This is a genomic window from Paracoccus sp. FO-3 (assembly GCF_006386455.1).
GTDB classification, from domain to species: domain Bacteria; phylum Pseudomonadota; class Alphaproteobacteria; order Rhodobacterales; family Rhodobacteraceae; genus Paracoccus; species Paracoccus versutus.
Map to the genome: position 1 here is coordinate 31564 of NZ_VCBQ01000006.1, position 26981 is coordinate 58544.

Annotated in this window: 18 protein-coding genes; 10 read left to right on the forward strand and 8 right to left on the reverse strand. The window is 66.1% G+C overall.

Going from position 1 to position 26981, the window contains the following annotated elements:
* Positions 1 to 35: 35 nt before the first annotated feature.
* Together tcuA and FE811_RS02655 are read right to left on the reverse strand one after the other, a co-directional pair.
* On the reverse strand, positions 36 to 1577 hold the full coding sequence (tcuA, locus tag FE811_RS02650; RefSeq protein ID WP_140846516.1) for an FAD-dependent tricarballylate dehydrogenase TcuA: 1542 nt from the start codon (positions 1575 to 1577) through the stop codon (positions 36 to 38).
* Complete coding sequence (locus tag FE811_RS02655; protein ID WP_140846517.1) at positions 1574 to 2359, reverse strand: phosphosulfolactate synthase; 786 nt, start codon at positions 2357 to 2359, stop codon at positions 1574 to 1576. Before FE811_RS02655 ends, tcuA begins: the two co-directional genes overlap by 4 nt.
* 594 nt (positions 2360 to 2953) lie before the next feature.
* Between FE811_RS02655 and FE811_RS02660 the strand changes: the two genes are divergently transcribed.
* The 9 genes from FE811_RS02660 to FE811_RS02700 all read left to right on the forward strand — a co-directional run bounded on the left by FE811_RS02660 (position 2954) and on the right by FE811_RS02700 (position 12946).
* On the forward strand, positions 2954 to 4036 hold the full coding sequence (locus FE811_RS02660) for an AbrB family transcriptional regulator (RefSeq protein ID WP_140846518.1): 1083 nt from the start codon (positions 2954 to 2956) through the stop codon (positions 4034 to 4036).
* 32 nt (positions 4037 to 4068) lie between these two features.
* Complete coding sequence (locus FE811_RS02665) at positions 4069 to 4842, forward strand: SDR family NAD(P)-dependent oxidoreductase (RefSeq protein WP_140846519.1); 774 nt, start codon at positions 4069 to 4071, stop codon at positions 4840 to 4842.
* A gap of 80 nt (positions 4843 to 4922) precedes the next feature.
* Complete coding sequence (locus FE811_RS02670; protein WP_181180802.1) at positions 4923 to 5885, forward strand: tripartite tricarboxylate transporter substrate binding protein; 963 nt, start codon at positions 4923 to 4925, stop codon at positions 5883 to 5885.
* Between the two features lie 17 nt (positions 5886 to 5902).
* Complete coding sequence (locus FE811_RS02675) at positions 5903 to 6406, forward strand: tripartite tricarboxylate transporter TctB family protein (protein ID WP_036753121.1); 504 nt, start codon at positions 5903 to 5905, stop codon at positions 6404 to 6406.
* A 39-nt stretch (positions 6407 to 6445) separates the two neighbouring features.
* Positions 6446 to 7948: a tripartite tricarboxylate transporter permease gene (locus FE811_RS02680; protein ID WP_036753124.1), complete on the forward strand. Its 1503-nt coding sequence runs from the start codon at positions 6446 to 6448 to the stop codon at positions 7946 to 7948.
* Positions 7949 to 8006: 58 nt separating this feature from the next.
* Positions 8007 to 9398 carry an MmgE/PrpD family protein gene (locus tag FE811_RS02685; protein ID WP_140846522.1) on the forward strand — a complete coding sequence of 464 codons (1392 nt, stop codon included), beginning with the start codon at positions 8007 to 8009 and terminating at the stop codon, positions 9396 to 9398.
* Positions 9399 to 9437: 39 nt separating this feature from the next.
* Entirely contained in the window at positions 9438 to 10193 is a 756-nt protein-coding gene (locus tag FE811_RS02690; protein ID WP_140846523.1) for an FCD domain-containing protein, read from the forward strand.
* A 70-nt stretch (positions 10194 to 10263) separates the two neighbouring features.
* Positions 10264 to 11637 carry an MmgE/PrpD family protein gene (locus FE811_RS02695; RefSeq protein ID WP_140846524.1) on the forward strand — a complete coding sequence of 458 codons (1374 nt, stop codon included), beginning with the start codon at positions 10264 to 10266 and terminating at the stop codon, positions 11635 to 11637.
* A gap of 184 nt (positions 11638 to 11821) precedes the next feature.
* Complete coding sequence (locus tag FE811_RS02700) at positions 11822 to 12946, forward strand: alpha/beta fold hydrolase (protein ID WP_181180803.1); 1125 nt, start codon at positions 11822 to 11824, stop codon at positions 12944 to 12946.
* A gap of 248 nt (positions 12947 to 13194) precedes the next feature.
* Here the strand turns inward: FE811_RS02700 and FE811_RS02705 are convergent, their stop codons facing one another.
* Positions 13195 to 13917 (reverse strand): hypothetical protein, encoded by a 723-nt coding sequence (locus FE811_RS02705; protein ID WP_140846527.1) that lies wholly within the window; start codon positions 13915 to 13917, stop codon positions 13195 to 13197.
* Complete coding sequence (locus FE811_RS02710; RefSeq protein ID WP_140846530.1) at positions 13902 to 14177, reverse strand: hypothetical protein; 276 nt, start codon at positions 14175 to 14177, stop codon at positions 13902 to 13904. Before FE811_RS02710 ends, FE811_RS02705 begins: the two co-directional genes overlap by 16 nt.
* Positions 14178 to 14281: 104 nt before the next feature.
* Here FE811_RS02710 and FE811_RS02715 point away from each other — a divergent pair, with 104 nt between their 5' ends.
* Positions 14282 to 14581: a hypothetical protein gene (locus FE811_RS02715; RefSeq protein WP_140846532.1), complete on the forward strand. Its 300-nt coding sequence runs from the start codon at positions 14282 to 14284 to the stop codon at positions 14579 to 14581.
* A gap of 583 nt (positions 14582 to 15164) precedes the next feature.
* On the opposite strand, the gene FE811_RS02720 is transcribed toward FE811_RS02715, so the two are convergent.
* From FE811_RS02720 to FE811_RS02735, 4 genes are all read right to left on the reverse strand, one after another.
* Positions 15165 to 16487, reverse strand: a complete 1323-nt coding sequence (locus FE811_RS02720) for an HlyD family type I secretion periplasmic adaptor subunit (RefSeq protein ID WP_140846534.1) — start codon at positions 16485 to 16487, stop codon at positions 15165 to 15167.
* 18 nt (positions 16488 to 16505) lie between these two features.
* Positions 16506 to 18539 carry a cadherin-like domain-containing protein gene (locus tag FE811_RS02725; protein WP_140846537.1) on the reverse strand — a complete coding sequence of 678 codons (2034 nt, stop codon included), beginning with the start codon at positions 18537 to 18539 and terminating at the stop codon, positions 16506 to 16508.
* On the reverse strand, positions 18536 to 20299 hold the full coding sequence (locus tag FE811_RS02730; protein ID WP_036753135.1) for a type I secretion system permease/ATPase: 1764 nt from the start codon (positions 20297 to 20299) through the stop codon (positions 18536 to 18538). The genes FE811_RS02725 and FE811_RS02730 overlap by 4 nt, the downstream gene beginning before the upstream one ends.
* Positions 20300 to 20372: 73 nt before the next feature.
* The gene (locus FE811_RS02735; protein WP_140846539.1) at positions 20373 to 26723 is read right to left on the reverse strand and encodes a peroxidase family protein; all 6351 of its coding nucleotides are present in this window, start codon (positions 26721 to 26723) and stop codon (positions 20373 to 20375) included.
* Positions 26724 to 26981 lie beyond the last annotated feature (258 nt).

A 26981-nucleotide genomic window follows, 5' to 3' on the forward strand; every position in this document is an offset into this window, starting at 1 on the left:
TCCTCCCGTTTTTATGTCTCGCAGCCCGCCCCTCGTCAGGCGGCCTGCAGGCTCAGCGCATGTTGGCCGGCATGCTCTCCCGCCAGCTTGCCGAAGACCGCCCCCGAGGTGAGGCCGGTGCCGCCCGGATAGTTGTGATAGAAGATGCCGCCCACCATCTCGCCGGCGGAATAGAGGCCGGGGATCGGCCTTCCGGCCCGGTCCATCACCTCGCCCCGCTCGGAAACCTTGACACCGCCGAAGGTGAAGGTCACGCCGCATGTGACGGCATAGGCCTCGAAGGGGGCCTGGTCGATGGTGTTGGCCCAGTTGGATTTCGGCACGGCCAGCCCGTCCGTCCCGCGCCCGTCCTTGACCGTGGGATTGAACGGGACCGAGGTGCGGACCGCCGCATTGTAGGCGCGCACCGTTTCGAGAAAGCGGCGCGGATCGACACCGTCGAGCTTCCCGGCCAGTTCCTCGATCGAGTTGGCAGTCACCTTGGTCACTTCGCGGATCCGGTATTCGTCGCGCAGCATCGGCACCACCTTCGCGTCGAATACCTGCCAGGCGAACATGCCGGGCTGGCGCAAGACCTCGTGCCCGTATTTCGCATAGGTGTAGTTGCGGAAGTCCGCCCCCTCGTCCACGAACCGCTCGCCATTCGCGTTCACCATGATGCCGAAGGGATAGCTGTGCTTCTGGTAGTTGTCCCCGACGGCTAGGTCGCCGTAGGGGGGCGCGTCGCGGTCCCAGCCCACGGCATGGGCGCCCGACCAGTGGCCGCAGGGCATGGCCCCGGCCTCCAGCGCCATCCTGATGCCGTCGCCCATGTTGAAGCGGGTGCCGCGGACCTTGGCCAGATCCCAGTCCGGCCCAAGGTAGCGGGCGCGCATCTCGGCATTGCTTTCGAAGCCGCCGCAGGCCAGCACGACCGAGCGCGCCCGGATCGACCGCCGCCCGGTCGCCGTGCGCACCACGACACCCTTCACCCCGCCGTCGTCGCGCACCAGGTCGACGGCCGGCGTGGAATAGCGGATCTCGATCCCGCCCTTGCGGCAGGCCGCGTGCAGCATCTCGACCAGCCCCGGACCGCCGCCCCAGACCTCGCAGGCCAGCCCGCCCCAGAAGCGGAACCTTCCGTCCACCTTGAACGCCTGCCGCCCGAAGCTGAGCTGGAAGCGGACGCCCTGCTCGCGCATCCAGCGCAGCGTGGGCAAGCTGTTGAGCACCAGGATCTCGACAAGTTCGGGGTCCGTGCGGAACTGGGTCATCCGAAACATGTCGTCGAAAAAGGCGCTGGCGCCGTAGCTGCCGAAATCGGTGATCGCCACCAGATCGTCGGGCACGTCGGGAACCAGCTGGCGCAGGTCGTCGATCCCGTCATAGACGACGCGCATCGCGCCGGCCGTATAGGTGGAATTGCCGCCGGCCTCGGCCTCGGGGGCGGCTTCCAGCATCAGCACGGTCCGGGCGCCGGCCTCGCGTGCGGCCAGCGCGGCACAAGAGGCGGCATTGCCCGCTCCGACCACGATCACGTCGAAATCGGGCGCTTTTTCGTCGTCGGGTGCCGGGTGCAGGGGCGGGGCATAGGTCATGCGGGGACTTCCTCTTCAGAGAACATCGAATAATCCACACCGCGCCCGATGCCGCGCCGCAGCCCCTCGAGCCGCAGTGCCTGCCCAGGGGCGATATTGGCAAGGCTGACATTGGCGCCGAACCGGCGGATCAGGTCGGCGTGCTGCGCGGGAAAGCGCAGCGGATCGGCTTCGATCAGGATGTCGGCGAACCACGGCTCGCGCGCAAGGCGGTCGAGGATGCCCGCATCGCTCCTGGTCGCCAGCTCGATCTCGGACTGCTCGACGATGACGTGATGCGCGCCCTTGTCGCGCACGGCGCCGATGATCCCGGCCAGGCGGTCGATATCCAGCGACTCGTCGGGCGTCTTGCGGCCGAATTCGTAGATCACGTCAAAGCCGCGGTCGCGGAACCAGCCGATCCAGCGGTCGCGCTCGGCCGGGTTGAGCCGGATGTAGTTTTCCGAGATCTCGAGCCCCTGGATGCCGAGCCCGCGGAGCAGGGGGACCAACGCCTCCACCTCGCCCTGGCGATGGGCCCATTCGAAGAGGATGCCGCCCGAGAAGGTCGCGACGCCGGCCGCGCCATAGGCCGCGACGATCCGGGCCAGCGGCTCCTGCGGCATGAGCAGGGCGTTCATCGCATAGATCTTGGCGAAGTCGATATAGGGTCCGGCGATCGCCAGCAGATCCTCGACGCCCTGCACCCCGGTCCAGCCTGCGCTGTCGGGGCCGAAATCGATCACGGCGGTCAGCCCGCCGCCCGGCCCGCCCATGTCGCGCGGAGGAAGGCTGAGCGTCATCGGCCGGCCCCGGCTTGCGGGTGGCCGGCGAGGCGGGATGGTCGGCCAAGGAGCAGCCAGGATCGCATGATTCCCTCCATGCTTTGAATAGTAGCTGTTGCTAATACTATATGCAGCCTTCTATTATCCCAACAAGAAAGATCCTTTTCTTGGCAATACCTTACCTGGAAGCGGCATGCCGTGCCGGAAGGAAGAAGTCCGCGCTACACGCCGTAAAACCAAGATTTCGAGGCTGCTTCGATAGTTTGCAGGGGTCCGTTCCCCCTTGGCCAGCCTGCCGCAGGCCGAGGGGCTGCTTGCCGGCTAACCGTGATGCGGGTTGGTTCCGCGACGCCCTGGAAAGGCGAGGGGATCAACCCACCGCCTGCCGCCGCCACGTGGCGGGATCTTGCGCTGCCGCGGACATCCTTCCGCCGTCGCCCCCTCTGCCGGATCGGCTGCGCCAAGCGCTCCTGGGGCGCGCAAAAACCATGATCGCATTACAGCAGTTGAGCAGCTTTGACATGAAAAATTGTCGACAGTCGCCATTTTTGGTTGCCGCATGGGTATTTTCGGCTTAGCTGGATCAAGAACACAACCATCGACGGGTAAGGAATGCGCACGTCTGTTCTTGCGCCTTGCGTTCTCATCATCGCGGGACTTGCGGGATGGACTGCCTCGGCGCTGAAGTTGCCGCTTGCCTGGGTGCTTGCGCCGATGCTGGTGGTGGCGCTTGCCTCGATGGCGGGCCTGCGGATGCCAGAGATCCGCATGGGGCGGAAAATCGGACAGCTGATCGTCGGCTCGGCCATCGGCCTGACCATGACGCCGCAAGCGGCAGGGATGCTGGTCGTATGGTCGCCTCTCATGGTGCTGACCGCCTTTGTCGCGATCGGCGTCACCGGGCTGCTGACGGTGCCCTTCGCCCGGCTGTCGGGGCAGGATACGGCTACCGCCTTTTTCTCGCTGACACCGGGGGGGCTTTCGGAAATGGCCCATGTCGGCGCAGCCGAAGGCGCAAGGACCGAGGTGGTCGCCTTGGCCCAGGCGGTGCGCGTCGCCGTTCTGGTGACGGTTCTGCCGCTTCTTCTGCGCAGTTTCGGTGAGGACGGCGGCCTTCTGTCGCAGGAAGGTCGTCTGGATCTGCCGGTATTCGTTTATGCGGGGGTGCTGCTGACCTGTCTTCTTTCGATCCGGCTGGTGCGCTATATCGGGGCCAACAATCCCTGGATGATCGGCGCGCTGCTGGCGGCGGCGCTTCTGGCCGGGTCGGGCTTGGTGTCGGGGCGCACGCCCTGGATGCCCTTTGCCCTTGGCCAGTATCTGATCGGCATTTCCATCGGCGCCCGGTTTGAACGCGAACGGATGAAAGGCATCCTGCGCATACTGGGCCTTGCCATGGCAATGGTGCTGGTCCTGTCGCTTGTGCTGGCGGGCTATGCCTGGCTGCTGTCGCGGATCAGCGGACAGGGGCTTTCCACGACGATCTTGCTGACCTCGCCGGGGGGAATGGCCGAAATGGCGCTGACTGCGACCGCTTTGCATCTGAATGTGATGCTGGTCACGGGCTTCCATTTCGTCCGGTCCTTTATCGTCAATGCCTATGTGTCGAACTTCTATCGCCTGTTCCTGCGGCTCGGGGTCTTCGGACATATGGAGCAGCTGCTGAGCAGGCTGGCGGGGGAGAAGCGCCGTTGATCGGCGCCGGTCATCTGAGGAGGAGAAGAAGGATGGAGACGAATGGCACCGCGGGCCGGATGCTGTCCGGGCAGGTCGCGCTGGTGACTGGCGGGGTGCGGCGCATCGGACGTTCGATCGCGCTCGCCCTTGCGGGTGCGGGGGCGGATGTGGTGATCAATGCCCGCAGCTCGGCCGAAGAGGCCGAGACGGTTTGCCGCGAGATCGAGGCCATGGGCGTGCGCGCGATGGCGCATCTGGCGGATGTGACGGATGAAGATCAGGTCGCGCGAATGCAGGGGGAGGTGCTGGAGCGCTTCGGCCGCCTGGACATCCTGGTCAACAATGCGGCAATCCGGCAAGAGGCGGCGCTGACCGAGATGAGCCTTGCCGAGTGGCGCGGCGTGCTTTCGGTGATCCTGGACGGGGCTTTCCTGACCAGCCGGGCGTTTCTTCCGGCGATGGCAGGGCAGGGTTATGGCCGGATCATCAATATCGGCGGGGTCAGTTCCCATACCGGCGCCAGCCGGCGTGCCCATGTCGCTGCGGCCAAGGCCGGGATCGAAGGCTTCACCCGTGCGCTTGCCGTGGAATTCGCGAATTGCGGCGTTACCGCGAATTGCGTGGTGCCCGGCAAGATCGGCGGCAAGCGTTCGGCCACCTCGGGCGAATCGTTCAGCCTGCATGGCCATGAAGCCCGCCCCATCGTCGGCCGCGAGGGGCGGCCGGAGGATGTCGCCGCCATGGTCCTGACGCTCTGCGGCCCCGCGGGAGGGTTCATCACCGGGCAGTCTCTGCACGTGAACGGCGGTTTGTTCTTGACATGAGCGAGCGTTCTCGCAATCTTGAAATTGTCGACAGGCGACAATCGACTATCGGGGCGCAGGGAGACGCCCAGGGAGGAAATATGAAGCATCATGGAATCCGGGGGCTGCTGGGTGCGGCCGCCGTCGCCGCATCTCTTGTGGCTGCACCGCCGGTGCTGGCGGACTATCCCGTCCAGACCGTCCGCCTGATCACCCATTCCAGCCCCGGCGGCGGAATGGATGTTTTCCTGCGCAAGATTGGCCAGCATCTCGGCCCGATCATGGGCGTTCATTTCGTCGTCGAGAGCGTGACCGGCAGCGGCGGCGCCGCGGCCATGGCCGCCGTGGCGAACGGGCCAAAGGACGGCAGCGTCTTCTATGGCTCGACGCCGACCCATATCATCACGTCGCTGCTCAGCAATCCGTCTGTGACCTATGAAGAGATGGAGCCGGTGGTCAATCTCTTCAACGATCCGCAGACGGTCTACGTGCTGACCGAAAGCCCTTATCAGACGCTGGGCGATGTCGTGGCCGCCGCAAAGGAAAACCCGTCCAGCATCGTGGTCTCGGTCTCCACCCCCGGTTCGCTCGACCGTCAGGTGATGGAGGAATTCCAGACCCTCACTGATAGCTCGATGATCGTGCTGACCCATGACGGCGGCGGCGATGCGATCCTCAGCGTGCTGAACGGCACCGCCCAGGTCGGCGTCAGCGAGATTGCGGAACTGCGCGGCCAGATCGAGGCGGGAAAGGTGCGCATCATCGCCACCTATACCGACGAGCGCGTGCCGGGAATCGGCGATGTGCCCACCGCCAAGGAGCAGGGCTATGACCTAGTGATCTCGAAGTTCCGCGGCATCGCGGGGGCGAAAGACCTGCCCCCCGAGGTGATCGCCGCCTGGGAGGAAGGCGTGGCAAAGCTGATGGAGGATCCCGAGTTCCGCGCCTGGTATGAGGCCGAGGGCCTGCAGAACGCCTATCAGACCCAGGCCGAGGCGGTTGCCGCGCGCGAGGCGTTCGTGACCTCGCTGCAGGCGTTCTTCGAAAAATTCGACATCAACTGACGGCGGAGGGGAACGACATGCGCAAGGCGACGCTGGCCGTATCGGCAGCCCTGTTCGTCCTGGCGGTGGCCTATTGGCTTGCGGCCGATGCCATTCCCGCAAGCCGTCTTGCGGGTCAGGTGGGGGCCGATGGCCTGCCGAAGCTGCTCGGCCTCGCGCTCGGGGTGCTCTCGCTGCTTCTGGCGGGGCAGACCCTGTTCGAGATGCGCCGCGCCGCCGCCGCAGGCGGGGGGGATGACCAGGACAAGGGCGAAGATCGGCTGCCGGGCTCGTGGCGCGAGCATCTGCGCGCGCTGGGCCTGATCGGGATCGGGGTGGGCTATCTCCTCGTGCTGCCCCATCTGGGCTACATGGTCTCGGCCGGATTGCTGTTGGCGGCGGTTGCGACCTATGCCGGGTTGAAGCCTTCGCCGGCCACCCTGCTTTTCGCGGCTGGCGGCGGCATCCTCTTCTATCTGATCTTCGTGAAGATCCTGCAGATTCCGCTGCCGGCGGGATTCTGGCCTGGGCTGCTGCGCTGAACGCAGCCCTCCTCTCCAGCGTGTGATCGGAAACGTATAATGGATGGACTGACTTACGCATTGACCGCCGTGACCACGCCCTCGACGGTGCTGGCGGCGGCGGGGGGCGTGCTCTGGGGAATTCTCGGAGGGGCCCTGCCGGGGCTTTCGCCATCGATCGCGATGGCGCTTTTGCTGCCCTTCACCTTCGACATGTCGCCGCTGGCGGCGATCATCATGCTGACCGGCGTCTATATCGGGGCGGAATATGGCGGCTCGATTCCCGCCATCCTGATCCGCACGCCGGGCACCAATGCCGCCGCCGCCACGGTGATCGACGGCTATACCCTGCATCAGCAGGGCCGGGGCGGCGAGGCGCTGGGCCTTTCGCTGGTCGCCGGCACCATCGCCGGGCTGGTCGGGCTGATCTGCCTCGTGCTGCTGACCGCGCCGCTTTCCGCGCTGGCGCTTTACTTCAAGCCGCCCGCCTATTTCGCCCTGGCGTTCCTGGGCCTCAGCATCATTGCGGCCCTGTCCGAGGGATCGCTGGTCAAGGGGCTGATCATGGGGGTGATCGGGCTGATGGTGTCGACGGTCGGGACCGATCCCTTGTCGGGGGTGACGCGCTTTACCTTCGACGAGCCGGATCTTCTGGGCGGCATCGACTATATCTTCGTCATGCTGGGCGTCTTTGCGGTGGCCGAGCTGATGTCGAAAGTGGCCGAAAAGGACGGGGGCGACGGCGGCATCACCAAGACCGTGGCGCGGGTGAAGCTGCCGAGCCTGCAGAAGCTGTGGGAGTTGCGGCGCGCCCAGGCCATCGGCACGGCAGTGGGCATCATCGAGGGACCGATCCCCGGTGCGGGCGGCACCGTCGCGGCCTTCCTCTCTTATAACGAGACGAAGCGCTGGTCGAAGACGCCCGAGAAATTCGGCAAGGGCTCTGAGGAGGGCGTCGTCGCGCCCGAAGCCGCGAACAACGCCGTGACGTCCAGTGCGCTGATCCCGACGCTTTCATTCGGCATCCCCGGCTCGAACTCCATGGCGATCCTGCTGGGCGGGCTGCTGATCCACGGCATCCAGCCGGGGCCGATGCTGCTGAGTTCGCGCCCGGATCTGGTCTATGGGCTGTTCGGCGGCCTGTTCATGTCGAACATCTTCATGCTGATCTTTGGCCTTCTGGTCCTTGGTCCGGCGATCTGGCTGGTGAACCGGCCCAAGCCCTACCTGACCGCCGGGATCTTCATGGTCGTGCTGTCGGGGATCTATGTGATCAACCAGAGCCTGTTCGACTTCTGGATCGTGCTGGCGGCCGGGATCATCGGCTACGGGATGCGGCTGCTGAAATTCCCGGTCCTGCCGCTGATCCTGGGCATCGTGCTGGGCTACATGGTGGAATCCAACTATCGCCGCTCGCTTCTGCTGACCAATGGCGAGCATCGCGTGTTCTTCGAAAACCCGCTCAGCCTGGGCCTGCTGATCTGCGCCGGGCTGATCATCGGAATGGCGATCCTCAGCGAAATCCGCCGCTTCCGCCGCTCGGGGGTCGAGGTCCATGGCTGACAACGCAAGGGACCGCCTGGGGGCGGGCGGTCCATCGGTTCAGGGGAAAGGCACGACGATGGGAAAACACATGCGCGTTTCGGCCGGGACGGCAGTCGCGGAACAATTCGCCGCCTGGGCGGCGGGGTTGCGGGCGGCGGATCTTCCCGCCGAGGTCCGGGCCCGCGCGCAAGAGGCGCTGATCGACCACCTCGGCCTCGTCGTCTCGGCGCGGAACGAACCCTATGTCGCGGCCGTTCTGGCCGGGCTCGACAGCCGCGGCACCTGCACCGCCTTTGGCCATGAGGGCGGCCTCGACATGGCCGGGGCGGCGCTCGTGAACGGCACCGCCGCCCATGGCGAGGATTACGACGATACCTTCGAGGGCACACCCATGCACCCCGGCGCCGCCGTCATTCCGGCGACCCTGGCGGCGGCAGAGCATTCCGGCGCGGGGGGCGAGGCGGTCCTTTGCGGCATCGTCGCCGGGGCCGAGCTGATGTGCCGCATGGCGATCGTCGCCCCGATGGCGCAGCACCGGGCGGGCTTTCACCCCACGGCTGTCGCCGGGGCGATGGGCGCGGCTGCGGCGGTCTCGGTGGTGTTGGGGCTGGATGCGAAGCGGACGACGGATGCGCTTGGCATCGCGGGCAGCATGGCCTCGGGGATCATCGAATATCTCGCCGAGGGCACCTGGACCAAGCGGCTCCACCCCGGCTGGGCGGCGCAAAGCGGAATCCGCGCCGCCCATTTCGCACGCGGCGGGTTCAGGGGGCCGCGCACCGTGTTCGAGGGCGAGCATGGATTTTTCCACGCTTTCGGCATCGAAAGCATCCCCCCCGATGTCACCCGCATCACCGACGATCTTGGCCGGCGCTGGCATTTCGCCGACATCGCCTTCAAGCCCTATGCCTGCGGGACCATGGTGCAGCCCTTCATCGATTGCGCCATCGCCCTTGCGCGCGAGGGGCTGGCGGTGTCCGACATCGACAGCATCCTGTGCAAGGTCGGCGAGGGCACGGTTCACCGGCTCTGGGAACCGCTGGCCGAAAAGCGCCGCCCCAGCACCCCCTATTCCGCCAAGTTCAGCGTGCCCTACGGGGTGGCCGTGGGGCTTCTCGACCAGGAGGCGGGGCTCCGCCAGTTCACCGAAGAGTGGATCCGGGATGCCGCGCTGCTGGATCTGACGGGGCGGATCGGCTACGAGATCGACCCCGATGACGAATACCCCCGCAACTACACCGGCACCGTCATCGCCACACTGAAGGATGGCAGCACGCGCACCGCGCGGCAGCCCCATCTACGCGGCGGGCGCCGCGAGAGGCTTCCGCGAGAAGAGATTGTCGCCAAGTTTCGCGCCAACTGCCGTTTCGGCGGTTGGGACGATGCGCGGACCGAAGCGCTGCTTTCGTCGGCACAATCGCTGTTTATGGCAGAGAATATGGCTATGCTTGCAGGGTTCCGCGGATAGAACGCCGAGGAAGGATCTGGAGTTGACACAGGTGATGGAATGACGGGCGCAACCAGGCAGAAAAGCGAAGAATCCGGTCAGCCGGGCACGTCCGGCATCCGGTTCCTGAAGGGCAATTCCCTCAGCGAACTGGTCCGCCACGAGATCGAGGCCATGATCGTTGCCGGTCACTTTGCCCCCAACGAGCGGATCAACGAGATGAGCCTGGCCACCCAGTGCGGCGTCAGCCGTGCTCCGGTGCGCGAGGCATGCCGGGCGCTCGCGGCGGTGGGGTTGCTGGAATATATCCCCAACCGGGGCCTTTTCGTGCGCCAGATGGACGAGGCCGAGCTGCGCGAGGTGGATATCGCGCGCGGCTTCGCCTTCGGCGCCGTCGCCTGGAGCCTGGCGGAAAACGCCACGCCTGCGCAACTGCATGAACTGCGCGGGCATATCCTGGGGATGGACGAGGCGGTCGTTGCCGATGACGTCAGCGCCTATTACCCGCTGAATGTCGCGTTCCACACCGCGCTTTGCGAGATGTGCGGCAATCGCAGGCTGGCCAACACCTATCAGGGTTTCGCGCGCGAACTGCATGTCCAGCGCTTCCGCGGCCTTTCGGCCCCGGCCAGCCTGCACCTGTCGAACCGCGAACATGGCCAGATCGTCGAGGCCATCGCGGCGGGCGACCCGCAGGCGGCCTTCGATGCGGCGCGCGGGCATGTGATGAACGGCTATGCCCGGATCCTCGAACAGCGCCGCGCCATGGAGGAAGGCCAGGCCGGGGGGACGGCCGAGGAACCCCCTCCTGAATGACGGACCTGCCCGGCAGTGCCGCGTGCGTGCCGGGCCGCTCCTGCGAATTTGACAACTGAAAGGCTATGAAATGACCGAAGTTTCGGTAACCCGCGATCTTGCGGAATGGATTGTTGCACTCCGCGCCCAGGATATTCCCGACGCCGTCCGGGCCGAGGGGCTGCGCACCTTCGTCAACTGGTTCGGCTGCGCCATCGGGGGGGCGAACCATGTCACCGCAGACCGCGCAATCGCGGCGCTTGCCCCTTTTGCCGGCCAGGCTCAGGCCGGGGTGATCGGCCGCGGGGAAAGGACCGATGTGCTTCATGCCGCGCTGTTCAACGGCATCACCTCGCATGTGCTGGACTATGACGATACCCATCTGAAGACGATCATCCATCCGGCCGGGCCGGTGGCTTCGGCGCTGATGGCGGTGGCCGGATACAGGGCCGTCACGGGCGCCGATCTGCTGGACGCGCTGATCGTCGGTGTCGAGGTGGAGTGCCGCATCGGCAATGCGGTCTATCCGCACCATTACGACCGTGGCTGGCACATCACCGGCACGGCCGGCGTCTTTGGCGCCGCGGCGGCAATGTCCAGGCTGCTGGGGCTGGACGCGGAGCGGACGACCTGGGCGCTCGGGATCGCGGCCACCCAGTCCTCCGGGCTGCGCGAGATGTTCGGGACCATGTGCAAGAGCCTGCATCCCGGACGCGCGGCGCAGAACGGCGCGGCCGCGGCCTTCCTGGCCGAGGCCGGCTTCGACAGCTCGCTGCGCGGCATCGAGGCGCCGCGCGGCTTTGCCAACGTGCTTTCGGACAAGCAGGATTATTCGGAAATCCTCGGCGGCTTGGGCAGCCGCTGGGAAGCCGCGCTGAACAGCTACAAGCCCTTCGCCTGCGGCATCGTGATCCACCCCACCATCGACGGCTGCTGCCAGCTGCGCGAACGGCTGGGCGCGGAAGTGGCCGAAATCGCCTCGGTCGAACTGACCACCCATCCGCTGGTGCTGGAGCTGACCGGCAAACGGACGCCGCGGACCGGGCTGGAGACCAAGTTCAGCGTCTATCATGCCGCGGCGGTCGCGCTGCTGCATGGCGACGGCTCACCCACCGCCTTCACCGACGAGATCGCGCAGGATCCTCGGGTCATCGCCTTGCGCGACAGGGTGACTGCGACGGCAGGCGAGATTGCCGAGGACGAGGTGCGCATCACGCTGGTCATGAAGGACGGGCGGCGGATCGATCATCACGTCGAACATGCGATCGGCAGCGTCGAGCGCCCGCTGACCAACGGGGAGTTGAACGATAAATTCCTGCGCCAGTCGGCTCTGGTCATCGGCGAGGAGCAAAGCCGCAAGGCGCTGGATCTGGCCTGGAAACTGCCGGATCTGGCTTCCCCGGCTGAATTGGTCGACGTGACCGTTCCGCATGCGGGCGGCTTCGTCGCCAAGCTCGCTCGGTGAGGTTTTGCCATGTGTCGGAGGGCGGCGCGCCCTCCGCACGCAAACAGGGACACTGATCGGAATATTGCAGACTGCATGAGGGCGGAAAAGGGCAGGGCCAAATTTCCGAACCGGCATGCCTGTTGGCGGGAGGATACTGCAAGGACAAGCATTTAGAATGCAGTTTCACAAAGGGAGGAGCACCATGAAACAAATGACTGGATTGTCAGGGTCGTTTAAGGGGGCGGTTTTTGGTCTTGCCAGCTTGATAATCACGAGCAGCGCGGTTTTCGCCCAGGGCGAGCCCATGACCATCGTTGAACAGGGAAGCTTTTTTGTCGGCGGTCATTCGCTGCAGGCGGCTGGCGAGTTTGATGCCGGGGCGCTCGGGTATACCGACAAGGGACAGACCTTCTGGAAGGATCAGATGTATGTTCAATACCAGATCCCGGCGGATGCTCGAAAGCTGCCTATCGTCCTTGTGCATGGCGGAGGCGGTACCGGGCGCGTCTGGGAAACGACGCCAGATGGCCGCGAGGGCTATCAGACCATTTTCCTCCGTCGCGGCTTCCCGGTCTATATCGTAGATGCACCTCGCCGTGGTCGGTCGGGATATCCAAGCTACAATGGGCCGTTTGGACAGCTTGATGGCGACGAAATCATCCCGAACAGGACGCAGCGCGCTGGTATTCAATATGCTTGGAGCCGGTGGAGAATCGGGCCAAAATACCCGGAAGTCTTTCCGGTCCAGCAGTTTGATGTCGAGAGCATCGAAAGCTTCATCCAGCACCTGGTCCCGGATGTGAATCGCGATCCCGATGCAGTGGTTCAGGCCCTCGTCGCACTTCTGGAAAAAATCGGGCCAGCCATTCTGGTTACGCATTCGGAGTCCGGCATCTATGGATGGAAGACCGCCACCTTGTCCGATAATGTGAAGGGCATCGTCTCGTATGAGCCGGGATTTGTCTTCCCGGAGGATTCCATGCCTGATCCCATACCGCTTTTCGAAGGGGAAATGGCTGCCGGCAGTGTTGTCTCGAACGATGAGTTTGCCAAGCTTGCAAACATTCCCATCCAGATCGTCTATGGTGACAATATCCCAAGCGAGCCAATCCCTGATATCCCTGCGGATGGTCGGCGTGCCCAGGTTGTCGCATCCCAGCTATTTGCGGATTCCTTGAATGGAATTGGGGGGAACGCAAGCATTCTTTCGTTGCCGTCTGTGGGGTTGTTCGGGAATTCCCATTTCATGTTCTCGGACTTGAACAACCTGCAAGTCGCAGATCAGCTTTCCAAATTCCTGGCAGAAAACGAATTGGATCAACGCTGAGTTCACTTTGGAAATCCATGAGGTGTGATCGCCCGCTTGCGTGGGCGATCATCACCATGAATTATTGGAAGAATGGGGAAATACCGGGCGCCAGCACGAAAGAAGGTGCTCGCGCTGGCCGGACTGGGCAGAGTTTCTATTGAGCGGCTCGTTGGAATAAATCGCAAGGTTTGATAGATGCACGCACCCATCTTTCACTTGCTCCGGGCCCGAGTAAAACGCTTGTCCCCACCGGCATGGTTCATTGCCTAACAGACTGCGGAAAAAGGGCCCTGACACGGCGTCGTGGCGAAATTCATTCTGGATTCGGCGAAGATTTGCCCATCGTCTCCGCCTCCATTTCGGCGGCATTCACCGCATGCCGAAACGTGTCGCTGTTGACCCAGACCAGCCGGTCCGACAGCCCGGCGCGTCGCGATCTCGGCCGGCAGCAGCCCGACCGGCGCGCGATCAGGCGCGGCGTTCATGATGCGCCGCACCCGCCAGTGGGTGGCGATGTCGCGCAGGGCCGCGACCTGCGCCTCGTCCGGCCAAAGTCGGATCTTGCCAGCCATGAAAGCCTCGGCACCGTCCAGGCGCAGCTTGCCCGGATTGGCCTGCCAGCCGGGGCCGATCCCGGTCGGAACGATCCGCACCTCGCCGGTGCGTCCATTCCTGACCACGCGGTCTGGCGCCTTCGGCTCCTCGGAAACCCTGCGCCGGGTTGCCTCGGCCTTCGTCACCTGCCGCGCCCAGGATTTGCAGCCCCAGCCGTTCGGCGGCATCCACGTGTCCCAGAATGGGCTGTCGACCGGCAGGATCAGGCCGGCCGGTGGTTCTCGCCGGGGCCGGTCCGATATTCCAGGAAGGAGAATGCGCTCCCACTGCCCAGCCGCGCGGGCCGAGCAGAGGTTCGCATTATAGATCGTGCGCAGCCGGCGCGGGCCGCCGAGTTGCACCAGCTCGGTCTCGCCGGTCAGCGGATCGACCATCTCGCGCTTGCCCCATCAATCGGCCAGCTTCGGGTTCGCGCGCCAGCTTTTCTGGAACGCATCGAAGGGCAAGCCCTCAGCGCCTTCTGCATCTCGCCCCTCATGGCATCGAGCAGGTCGAACGCCATGGCCTTGGCGATGGTGAAGGCGACGGCATGTTCCTCGGGCTCGACGTCCTCCCAACCCCAAAGCCGGCCGCAGTCCATTGACGTGATGAACGACAACCTGGTGGCATTGGGGGTCTTTCTCGACCAGGTCATGGGTCGCCCCTGCCTTGGCGTCGGATTGGCCAGCTGCGTCTTGCCTCTTGTGGTCGAGGCCGTGGCAAATCGCGCGCTTCCACGGAATACCGGCGGTCGGCTGCTTGTGCGGGATCGACCCTGCGGGAGTCCGGCGCCCGCCGCAGATTCAGCGCATCTTGCTGCAACGGGCAGACAGCGTGCCGTGGGTTGCCGAACTGATGGCGAAATCCGGGCGCCGGGTGATGCGCCAACGCGGGCTGGACTGGTATCTGGAGCGGGCCTTCCGCAGCGCACCGCTGAACCGGTCGACCGTACGCAATCCCGATTGGATGGCGTTGATCCGAAACGCCTGTGAGCATCTGCTGAAACAGGGTCCTGCGACCTTCGTGCTTGCGCGCCACCGCATGGATACCGCGCTGTGAAGGCTGGCCAAAATTCCTCGCGGCAGCACTGACGGAAAGGTATGGAGAGGACCGAGATTCTGGTCTGAACTGCCCATGGAGCCTGTGCTTCCTCTGCGGGTCTCTGCCGCAAGGTAAGAGCAATGCGGCCAGGGAAACGCCTTCTCCTGCATATGCAAGCCTGGCCTGTCCTTCGGCCTATACCGGGGCGTGCTCTAGCCGGGTGCGCCTATTGCATCCGGCCGATCGTGGTGGCCTTGCGCCGCGCTGCGCCATATTGCCGACACAATGGGTGCTGTCGGCCTTGGGTGCCGAGGTTGCGACGGCGGGATCGGGCCGGTCGGCGATCGACTGCGCGATGAAGCAATCCTTCGCTATTCTGCTGCTGGACCTGCGGATGCCCGATGCCGCCTCAAACAAGCGGGGGACGAATCCTCGGCCCGCCGCCCCAGCCGAGCTTCCCCGCCGTCAGGCAAGCCATCCTCACCGCGCTCGCGCAGCCAATCCGGTGTCCCCACTGCCGCAAATCCTCGCCCCTGCAGACCTGCCAAACCAAGGCAGGGCTAATCCAGCGGCGTGTTCACGGGCGTTTCCATGAAGACCGCTATCGCTCGCGGAAGGCGCGATTGAACTGGTCGGTCAATGGCTTGGCAAGGTAAGAGAACGCTGTGCGTTCCTCGGTCGTGACGAAAACCTCGACGGGCATGCCCGGCACCAGTTGCAGCCCGGCCAGCTTTGCCAATTCTTCGGGGCCGACCTCGATATCCCCGGCGTAGAAGCTGTCGCCGGTGGCGCCGACGCGCGAGGTGGCCGCCGCCACATAGGTCATCACGCCCTCGAGTTCGGGGGTGGTGCGCTGGTTGAAGGCGGAAAAGCGCAGCCGGGCGGTCTGGCCCACGGCGATCTGGTCGATGCTGGCGGGGGCGAATTTCACCCCGATCTTCAGCCGTGCATCTTCGGGAACGATGGTGGCCAGCACCTCGGCCGGGGATATGACACCGCCGATGGTATGGATCTTCATCTCGTTCACGATCCCCGCGATCGGGGCACGGATGTCGGTGCGGGTCAGCCGGTCCTCTATCGCCGCGCGGCGGTCCTGCAATTCCGAGATGCGGGTTTCGACAAGGCTCAGTTCGCGCTGCGCCTCGGTGCGCGCGGTTTCGTCGATGGCGATGATCTGCAGGCGCACCTCGTTGGTGCGGGTCTTGGCGCGGGCAATGGCCGCGTCGATCTCGCCGCGTTCGCCAAGCAGCCGGCTGCGTTCGCGCCCGGTGGCGAAGACGCGCGAAACCTCGATCAGCCGCGCCTCGGTCAGCGCCGAGATCCTGAGATGCTCGGCCTCGACCAGTTCGATCTCTTCCAGCTTGGCGGCGCGCTGCGCCTCCAGCCCGGCGATTTCCTCGCCGATCTGCACGATGCCCAGCTCAAGCTGCTGCTTGCGGCTCTCGCGGTTCAGGCGGTTGCCCTCGAAAAGCCGCGTCTCGCCGGCCAGAAGGCTGGCGGTTTCCGCCCCGGCCTCGGTCAGTTCCGGCGGAAAGGCGATGGAGGGCTGGTCGTCGCGTTCGGCGACCAGCCGCGCCCGCCGCGCCGCCAGCTCGATCAACTGCGAGCGGACGATCGACAGCTCCGCCCATGTCTGCGCGTCGTCGAGGCGGAACAGGACCTGGCCCGCCGTCACGCGGTCGCCCTCGCGGATCTCGATGCTGCCGACGATGCCGCCGTCGCGGTGCTGGATCAGCTTCAGGTTCTGGTCGACCGCCACCTCGCCCTGCGCGATCACCGCGCCGGTCAATTGCGCCGTCGCGGCCCAGCCTCCGATCCCCAGCACCAGAACCGCGCCCAGCAGGAACCCGGCCGCGACGCGCGCGCGAAGGCGAAACCGCCCGTCATCGGCAGGCGAGGCAGCGTTGGTCCGGTCTTTGCCCATGACTTGTCCTTTCTTGCGTCAAACCGTCCCATGCTCGACGATCACCAGAAGATGGCGGCCTTCGAGGGTGATCGTGGTTTCGTAAATGTCGTCGCGGTTGAAATCGGCCTCGATCACGGTGCGGTCGATGTCTTCGTCACGCTCGTGGCTAAAGCGGATGCGGATATCGTCGTCGTCGAAATCGTCGCCGTAGATCTTTTCGAAGTCGTCCTCGTGGCGGTCGATTATTCGCTCGAACAGGTCATATTTCGACATGCGCAACCGATCCCCGACCTTGAAGTCCATGATCTCGAAACTGCGCGCCTCGACCGTGGCGCCAGGATCGGGCGGCGGCGGCGGGGCGAGAAATTCAAAGACATTATCGCCCTCGCCGCCCTCAAGGCAGAACGGCGCGTCGCCCAGGATGAAATGGTCGTCACCCTTGCCGCCGCTTACGGCCTCGAAGCCGGCGATCGCATCCGTGCCGATCTCGACCCCGCTGGCGACGCCGGCATTCAGGTCGATCAGCAGGCATTCCTCGGCGGCGGAATAGTCCAGCCGGTCCCATCCCTCGCCGCCGTCCAGGCTGCCGTCCCCGCCATCGAGCGCCGCGATGACGTGATCGTCGCCCGCGCCTGCGAGCACGCGCTCGAATCCCGCGATCGTGTCCGTGCCGATTTCCTCGCCGCTGGCAAGCTCGTCATGAAGGTCGATCAGCAGGCTGTCGGCGGCGGAGGAATAGTCCAGCGTATCCACGCCCGCGCCGCCGTCATAGATGTCGTCGGCCGCGTCCAGCGCCGCGACGACATGGTCGTCGCCCAGCCCGCCACGGAGGACATCCGCGCCCTGGCCGTCGCTGAGGATATCATTGCCCGCACCGCCGTCCAGATAGTCGTCGCCGGTGCCGCCATCCAGCAGGTCGTGGCCGGCTTCGCCCTGGATGATGTCGTCGCCCTCCTGGCCGAAGATGCGGTCGTCGCCGGCACCGCCCCACAGGTGATCGTCGCCCCGGCCGCCGAAGATCACGTCATTGCCGTCGCCGCCGAAAACCGTGTCGTTGCCGTCAGCGGCGACGATATGGTCGTGGCCCCGCCCGCCCTGCACGACGTCGTTGCCGCCGCCCGCATCGATATTGTCGTCGCCGTCGCCGCCGTCGATATCCTCGGCGCAGGCGCCGCCAAGCAGGTTGTCGTCCCCGTCGGTCCCCTGGATGAAATGCCGTTCAAAGACCGAGAAATGCGCGGTCTGGGTGACAGAGGCATGGCCGTCGCCGATCTCGTAGCTCAGCGTGACCGGGCCGCTGAAACCGGGTTCGGGGCGATACTCCCAGCCGCCGTCGGTGCGGATCACCGTGCCGGCCGAGGCGGTGACATGATGCACCGACAGCATGTCGCCGTCGGGATCCTCGGCATGGCGCAGCAATTGGCCCAGCCCGATCGCCAGAACCGCGCAAGAGGCCATGTCGGCCAGATGGACCGGCCCGGAAACGCGCGGAGGGCGGTTGCCGCCCTGGGGCGGGGGATCGCCGTCGTCGTCATCCTCGTCCGGTTTCGGGTCCGCAGGCCCGTCGTCCGCCGGCGGAAGCACCTGGCCCTTGGGGCCCGGGTTCGCGAATCCGGGCGCGGCGATGCGGTTGTCATTCGCGGCCGCGCCGCCCGGCGGAACGAACGGCGCGCGCTGCCACGGCACCGGCAGGCCGAATGTCTCGACATGAACGGTTTTAGGCGGTGCCACGGATCCGGCGGCAAGGCCGGCGGGGCCGTCCTCGACCGGCGCCGCCGGCTGCGCCCCGGTTGCCGGAGGGGCGCCTTCTGGCGCCCTGGGCGGGGCGGCGGCCGAGAATGCGGTGCCGGCCGGCTCTGCCGCGCCCTGCGCCGCTTTCTGCGGCGGAAGGGCTGTTTCCTCTTGTCCCCAGGTTGGAAAGATCGATTTCAGATACAGGCCCAGCCAAACCAGCGCCGCGCCGAAAACATAGGGCGCGCGGCCTTCCCCTTCGGACGCCTTCGCCGCATAGCGTTCCGCGGCGGCGGTTTCGGCCGAGCCGGATCGGGTGCCCTTGACCTTGATGATCATGCCGTGACGCGCGCCGTTGCCGGGGCACGCTCCTTCCTGTCGGTTTCTGCTGCGTCGAGATCGACCCGCACGGGCCGCGCGATGATGTCCTCCTTGGGACCGAAGGCGGTCATCCGGCCGTTCTGGACCACCGCGACCAGGTCCACCGCCGCCAGGGCGCTGGGACGATGGGCGATCACCACCACGATGCCGCCCCGCGCCTTGACCGCGTTGATCGCCGCCGTCAGTGCTGCCTCGCCCTCGCCATCCAGGTTCGAGTTCGGCTCGTCCAGCACCACCACGAAGGGATCGCCGTAAAGCGCGCGGGCAAGGCCGATGCGCTGGCGCTGGCCGCCGGACAGCGCGATCCCCATCGGCCCCAGCGCGGTGTGATAGCCGTCGGGCAGGCGCACGATCATCTCGTGCACGCCTGCCGCCTTGGCGGCATCGACGATGCCGCGCGGATCGGGATCGGGTTCCAGGCGCGAGATGTTTTCCTGGATGTCGCCCTCCAGCAGCGCGACATCCTGCGGCAGATAGCCGATATGGCGGCCAAGGGTTTCGTCGTCCCATTGCCCCAACTCGGCATCGTCCAGCCGGATGCTGCCGCGCAGGGCGGGCCAGATGCCGGTCAGGGCACGCGCCAGGGTGGTCTTGCCGCCGCCGCTGGGGCCGATGACGCCAAGCGCCTGGCCCGGCGACAGGGTGAAGCCGACCTCGCTCAGCAGCACGCGGCCGCTGTCGGGGGCGGCGATGGTCAGGTTCTCGACCTTCAGCGACTGGCGGGGGGGCGGCAGGGGCATCGGCGCCTCGGCCTCGGCCAGCGCCACGACGGTTTCCTTCAGCCGCCGGAAGGCCGCGCGGGCGGCGACCACGCCCTTCCAGTTGGCGATGGCCATGTCGATCGGCGCCAGCGCGCGGGCCGAGGCGACCGAGGCGGCGATGATCGCGCCGGGCGACAGCTCGCCGATTATGGTCAGGAAGGCGCCGAGGCCCAGCACCGCGGATTGCAGGATCATCCTGAACACGCGCGAGATCGCCCCGAAGGTGCCGCCGACATCGTTGGCGCGGGTCTGCAGCGCCAGATGCTCGTCATTGGCGCGCGTGAAGCGCATGACGGCGCGGGCGCCGAAGCCCATCGCCTTGACGATCTCGGCGTTGCGGGCGTTGGAATCGGCGATGGCGTTGCGGGCGATCATCGCCTTCTGCGATGCCTCGTTCAGGCGCCGTGTCATCAGCTCGGTGACGATGGTCAGCGCCGCCAGCACGAAGGCGCCGCCCAGCGTCAGCGCCCCCAGCCAGGGATGCAGGACATAGACGAAGGCCACGAACAGCGGAACCCAAGGCAGGTCGAACAGCGCCACCGGCCCCTGGCTGCCCAGGAAGCCGCGCACCGTATCGACGTCGCGGCCCCGCTCCAGCGCCTCCGAGGTGGAAAAGCCAAAGCGCGGCATGTCGATCGCCACCTGATGGGCCAGCGGCGCCAGCCGGCGGTCCAGCCGCGCGCCGATCCGCACCAGGATCTGCGAGCGGATGATGTCGAACAGCCCCTGCGAGAAATAGAGCCCGATGGCCAGGATCGAGATCGCCAGCAGCGTCGGCACGCTGCCGCTGGTCAGCGCCCGGTCATAGATCTGCAGCATGTAGAAGGCGCCGGTCAGCGCCAGGACGCTGATGATGCCCGATATGCCGAACAGAAAGACGAGGATGGCGCGATATCCCCGGATCAGGTTTGCAGCGCCCTTGCGTCTCGCCGCCTTCGTCACATCCCTGCCACGCATCGGAACCCACCTCGCTACCTTGTCGGGAAAGGAACCCGCCGGCCGCCCTGGGACCGGCCGGCGGGCCACGGCGTCACAGATTGAAGTCGTTCGCCGTCAGGATATGCGCGCCCTTGAGGCTGATGCGGAAATCGGCCCCGTCATCGCCGGTGGTGTTCCCCATCACGACCGTATAGTCGCCATCCTCCCTTGTCTCGTGAACGACCATCAGCTGGCCGCGTCCGGTGAAGGCCTCTCCGGTCACCAGGGTGAAGGATTGCTTGCCGCCCGCCCCGGCATCGGCATCGATGGCGGAAAGGTCGATGCGATCACCCGGCGCGAAGTCGACGATCGTGTCGCCATCGGCATCCTGCGCCGACAGGAAGCGGAAGACGTCCTTGCCGCCGCCGCCATCCATCACGTTGACCGCGGCGCTGGCGGTGATGACGTCATTGCCCGATCCGGTGACGATGTTCTCGATGCTCCAGATCGTGTCGCTGCCGGTCTGTTCGCTCGACACGCTGCCCCGGCCCATGAAGCCGGTGCCCAGATCGGCGGTGATGTTGGCGGTTATCTGGGACATGTCCAGCGTGTCGGCATCCTCGTCGCCGTAATAGACGTCGTCGCCGTCGCCCTTGGTGGCCACGATCAGATCCCCGCCCTTGCCGCCGAAGACGGTGTCGTTGCCGGTGCCGCCGGTGATCATGTCCCCGTCGTCGCCGCCGAAGATCCGGTCGTGCCCCGCATCGCCATAGAGCATGTCCGCCCCGGCACCGCCGAAGATGTCATCGGCGTCGCTGCCGCCGAGGATCACGTCGCGCCCGCCGCCGCCGCCGAGGAAGTCGCTGCCCTCGCCGCCGCGGATGATGTCGGCGCCCTCGCCGCCCTGCAGCACATCCGCCTTGCCCGTGCCGATCAGGGTCAGGTCAGCTACCAAGCCGGCCCCATCCGGGGGCGCGACGTCGTCCGGGCCGTCGCCCAAAGGGCTGGTATCGTCCGGCTCGGTTTCCGCCGGCGGCGCGGCCGGGCCGGTGAAGGTGACGGAACCCACCCCGGCCGTCAGCGTGGTGGTGCCGTCGGGATTATGGGTCATCGTATGGCCCGCATCGCTTCCGGGCATCTCGATCACGTCCTGCTCGCGCAGCTGCCCGATGATCGTGTCCTGCCCGCCGTTCGAGCGGAACAGAACCCGGTGGGCCGAATGCAGCCCCGAGATGTCGAGCACGTCGTCGACGGCCCCGCCTTCCAGCGTGATGGTGCTGTAGGAAAGGCTGGTGCCGGTAAAGTCGCCATGCGCCGCGAAGGTGTCGCCGCCGCCCATGCCCGAGATGACGACCTCCTCGACATCCTTCATGATCGCGACGACCGCAGCGTAATTGGTGCCGTTGCGGGTGATGATGATCTCGGTATCCTCGGGCACGTTGCCGTTCAGCACCTGGTTGTTGTTGGCCGCGGCGGCGGCCCGCCATTCGGCAAGCGTCCAGATGTGATAGGCTTCGGCGGTCGCGTCGCCGGTGACATGCACGGTATCGGTCCCGGCGCCGCCGTCGATCGTGTCGCGCCCGTCGCCGACGTTCCACTGGACCAAGTCATCGCCATCGCCGCCGCGGATGACGTCGGCGCCCACCCCGCCGATCAGCGTGTCGTTGCCCAGGCCGCCGTCAAGCGTGTCGTTGCCGATGCCGCCGTCAAGCGCGTCGTTGCCGGCCCCGCCATCCAGCAGATCGACGCCGGCCTCGCCGATCAGCTCGTCGTCGCCATCGCCGCCGGACAGGGCATCGTTGCCGGCGCCGCCGTTCAGCAGGTCGTCGCCTGCGTCGCCCTCCAGCGTATCGGCCCCGGCGCCGCCGTTCAGCGTGTCGTTGCCGCTGCCGCCCAGCAACAGGTCGTTGCCGCCTTCGCCGTTCAGAAGATCGTCGCCGTCCAGGCCGCTGATCGTGTCATTGCCGCCCCTGCCTTCGATGATGTCGGCGCCGACGGTGCCCGACATCGTCTCTGCCGTGCCGTTGCCGACCAGATGGACGCCGACCGGCGAGGTCACCGAAGAGATCACCTCCTCGGCCTTGCCGAAGCCGTCGGTATAGCGCGCCACCACCCGCAGCTGGGTGTTCACATGGGCCAGGCCCGGCGTGAAGGAACTGCCGGTCGCCCCGGCGATATCCGTCCACAGGCCGCCGATGAAGCTTTGCCACTGCACGCTCATCGTCGCCATGTCGATCCCGTCGGCATCGCTGATCCCGCTCAGGTCCACGGCCAGCGCCTGGCCCTGCGTGGGCGTGGTGTCGCTGATCAGCGGCTGGCCCACCGGCTCGGCGTTGAACAGGTCCGAGACATTGACGGTGACGTCTCCGAACTGCAGCACCTCGATGTTGTAGAGCGTGTCGATCCCGTCCGAGACCCGGTTCTGGTTGGTGATCGGGTCGATCACGCCAGCGGTCTCGTCGAGATGCTCGATGCGGATGCTGCCATCGGCGTTGCGCGTCACCGCGTAGTTCTCGAACAGATCCCAATAGACCGCGGTGTCCGTGCCGCTGTCGTCCCACAGGATTTCGCGGGTGATCTGCAACTGGCCGGGGTCATAGACCCGCTCCAGCATCAGCAGGTCCAGCGTCCGGCCGCCATGCAGCACGTTGCCGGCCAGGTCGGTGACGACCGCGGACATGCCCTCGGCCGTGGCGATCTCGGCCCCGCCCGCGTCAAGGATGCTGATGCGCAGGTTCAGCCAGGCGTCGCCGTCGATGACGTCATTGCCGCCCCGGCCCTCGATCAGATCGCCGCCGCCGCCGCCCAGCAGGATGTTGCCGCCGGTGAAGATCATCTTCTCGGCGCCCGAGCCGTCGGCCCAGTATTCGCCCAGCCGCATCATGTCGGGGGTGATGATCCGGTCCAGCCCGGCGATGCGGTCGATCCCGGCCTGGTCCAGCTCGTTATGGATGAAATTGCCCTCGGGCGTCGGATCGAAGGCCAGCTCCTGGTCGCCCTCCTCGTCGCTGCGGTCGTCGCCGCGCAGGATGTCGTCATGGATCCAGCCCGACAGCGCCTCGACCTGGCTGAAGCGGTCGCGCAGCACCTCCAGGGGCAGGCTGTCGAAGACCGGGAAGTTCATGTCGGCCACGCCCGGAACCTGCTGGCCCTTGAAGGCCACCCAGTCATGGCCCCACATGCCGATGAACTTCTGGATCCCCTCGCCGGCGATCATGATGTCGTCGCCGGAATCGGCGTCGTAATCGGTGTCGCCGCTGCCGCCGTTCAGCACGTCATGGCCGATGATCGACGAGTTGAAGAAGATGTCGCCGTTGTCGCCGGCGATATAGTCGAACAGGCCGTGGCCCTCGACCCAGTCGTCGCCCTCGTTGCCGAACAGCATGTCCGGGCCGTTGCCGCCCATGAGGAAGTCGTCGCCGGTGCCGCCGCGGATCTCGGAGCCGTCCGGGCCGGTCATCAGGAAATCCCGGCCCGAGCCGCCGAAGATCAGCGCCATGCCCGAGCCGCCGTGGATGACGTCGTTGCCGGCATCGCCATGCAGCATGTCGGTTTCGCCTATGTCGGTGCCGGCATTGGTGATGATGTCGTTGCCGTCGCCGCCATGGACGATGTCGACGCCATATCCGGCCTCGATCCGGTCGTCGCCGCCGAAGCCCCGGATCGCATCGTCGCCGCCGCCGGCGATGATGGTGTCGTTGCCCTCGGTCCCGGCGATGACGGTGTGGTCGGCGCCATTGTAGCGGATGAAGTTCGCGCCGCGCTCGACCAGGCTGGAGATCGCCTCCAGCGTGGGGTTGTCATGCACCGGATCCGCGTGCCCGAACTGCGCCTGCTTGGCGGCATCGACATAGAGGACGTGATCGGGGATCGAGAAGATGTCGCCCGGCAGCGCGAAGCCCGTCGCCCCCAGGTCGGTGTTGCGCATGACGATCGAGGCCAGCGAGTTGTTTTCCAGCTCGGTCAGCAGGTTCAGGCCCTGCGCGCGCGACAGGTAATAGAAGCGGTCGGCATGCTGCAGGTTCTCCATCTGCAATTCGAAGATGAAGGCGAAGGTCGAGCCCAGCATGCCCCCGAAGGGCATCTTCTTCTCGGCCAGACCGCCGACCCACAGGTCGACATCGTCAAGCCCGCCCCTGCGCGCCGCGAACTCGCCGCTTGCGCTCAGGAAGGCCAGCCGGTCGGCGGGGGCCGAGATCACGCGGGCGCCGCCGTCCTCGAAGACCGTCTGGTCGGTGCCGAAGACGATGGCCATGGCGGCGGCACGCTTGCCCGCCACGGTTTCCTCGCCCGTGATCAGGTCATGGGTGCCATAGGCGGCGAGGAAGTTGACGATGGATTCGGGGTTCTTCAGGTTCACCGCGAAATCGACCCAGCTGTCATAGGGCTTCAGCTGGCTGTCGCCGCCGGCCATGTCCATGAACTGCTGGCGCGCCTCGTTCAGCGTCGGCATGCCGGTGTCGCGGCCGCGCGCGATGTTGATCGCGGCAAGGTCCAGCGGGATGCCGACCAGCTGGTTGCGCAGCACGTTGGTGACGAATTCGTCGATCTCGTTGCCGACCTGCCCGGTCATGCCGCGCACGATGGCGCCCGCTGCCTGGTGATGGTCCACGGTGTCGGAGCCGAAGGCCAGCGGGTTGAGGAAGGCGTCGAAGAGCGTCAGGTGGTCGGTCGAGCCGTCCGCATGGATCTGGTCCACGGTCTCGTTCAGCATCGAATGGCCGAAGCGATAGACCACATGGGCGAATTCGGCAAAGATCGCCGGATTGATCTCGACATCCGGCTGCACCATGAAGATGTCTACGTCGGGCTGCGCCTTGCGGGCGAATTCCTCGAAGACCAGGTGCTGATATTCCATCTCGGTGGTGAAGCGCGCGGTCTGGAACAGCCGCTCGCCGTCCCAGTTGCCGTCGGCGTCGCGCCATTCGGCGATGAAATCCGCGTCGCCGGTGTCCAGGATCACCTGCTTGATGTGATCGACCAGCCGGTTGTGCTCGGCGTGGAACACCGAATGCACCGCCGTCAGGCCGATATTCTCGTTCCCACGCCCGTCGCCGGTGATGTAATGCGCATCCAGCATCTCGTCGTCATAGGAATCGCGGTTGCCGCGTGCGTCGAAGCCGCCGGAATAGCCCGGCGCGTCGTCGCCATCGGGCTGCAACACGCCGTCCACCGCCACCGGCACCGCGTTATGGGCGATGTCGTCCAGGAAGGCATTGCCGGTGCGCGCGGCCGAGACGATCTCGCCCGGATCGATCACGTTGCCGCCGAACAGCACGGTGCCGGGGGGCAGCTGGATGGCGGAGGGATCGACCGGATCGGCCAGGTTGCCCTCGACCCAGATCGGCATGCCGTCCACGTCGAAGGCGGCAAGGATCTGCGGCAGCCCGTTCGGGCCGCGGATGAATTCGCCGTAGGGGTCGGTCAGCAGGACCGGAACCGCGCCCACGTCCAGGTCGGTCAGGTCGATGCCCAGCAACTCGCGCGCCTGGTCCTTGACGTCGCGCCATGTGGCCATGCCCCGCGCCCCTTCCAGCAGCTTGCCGGTCGAGACCGGCCCGTCCGGCCCTTCGGCATATTCGCGCAGAAAGACCTGATGCGAGGGATGCGAGGTATAGGTCTGGTTCTGGTCCACCCACGGCGTGGTCACATTGGCCGCGCCGTCGCCGATGGTGGCGCGGGACATGGCCATGAAATTGGTATGCGGCGAATCCGGGTCATACAGCGGGTCGTCCGGCTGCAGCGGGATATAGACCGTACCGTGCCCGCCCTTCTGCACCAGGTCCAGGCCGTGGTCGAAGAACTGCCCGAACAGCGTGAACCAGGCATTGTAGGATGCCGACAGCCCTTCGTCCGGGGCCTGGTTGGGCAGTCTGATGGTCGGGCCGTCCATCTCGATCCCGTGCTGGTCCAACAATGTGGCCAGCTGGGCCTGTGCGATGGCATGGGCCGCGCTGCCCGGCACCGTGCCCTTGACCAGCGAATGGGCCGTCATGACGCCTTGCACCGCCGCGGTCATGTCCGCACCCTCGACCCCGGCATGGCGCAGCGCGGCGGCGATGGCCGCCGGATTGTCCAGCGTCTGGTCCACGATCAGGTTGGAAATCAGCCGCGGGTCGGCATCGACCACGGTTCCGGGCTGAAAGCCGGGGCTGGTCGGACTGCCGGGCGTATAGTCGTTGTTGGTCAGCCATACCGGGTTTTCCGGCGTGCCGAACATCATCTGGTCGTCGCTTTCGTCGCGCCAGGTGGGATCGGTCAGGCGCAGGAATTCCTCGTGCGAGGCGCCCCATCTTTCGCGGCCGGGAACAAGGTTGTTGTCGCTGCCATCGACCGTGCGCAGCCCATAGGGCAACAGCGGGCTGCTTACCAGTTCGGTCAGCGGCGTGCCGGCGGCATGGGCCTCGGCGATCTTGATCTGCTCGAGAATGAATTCGAGATCGTGCCTGATCAGCGTTACCATGATGTAATCCCCCTGTGTCGAACGCTTTCCGCCGCGGTGGCGGAAAAGCCCCGCCGGCGCCGCTATGCGGGACGCCTGCCGATATGCCTGGAATCATGCCCGTCTGGGCGCGGGGCATGAACTTGACAAAGTCCGGTCTTTTCATGCGGCCCAGGTCCGAAGGATAAGGCGTCGAAGGTCCAGGTGCGGATCGGACCAATGTCCGAAGGCCGATTGACCGAAAGTCTGATAACCGGCCTGGGGACAATTCAGCGGCCG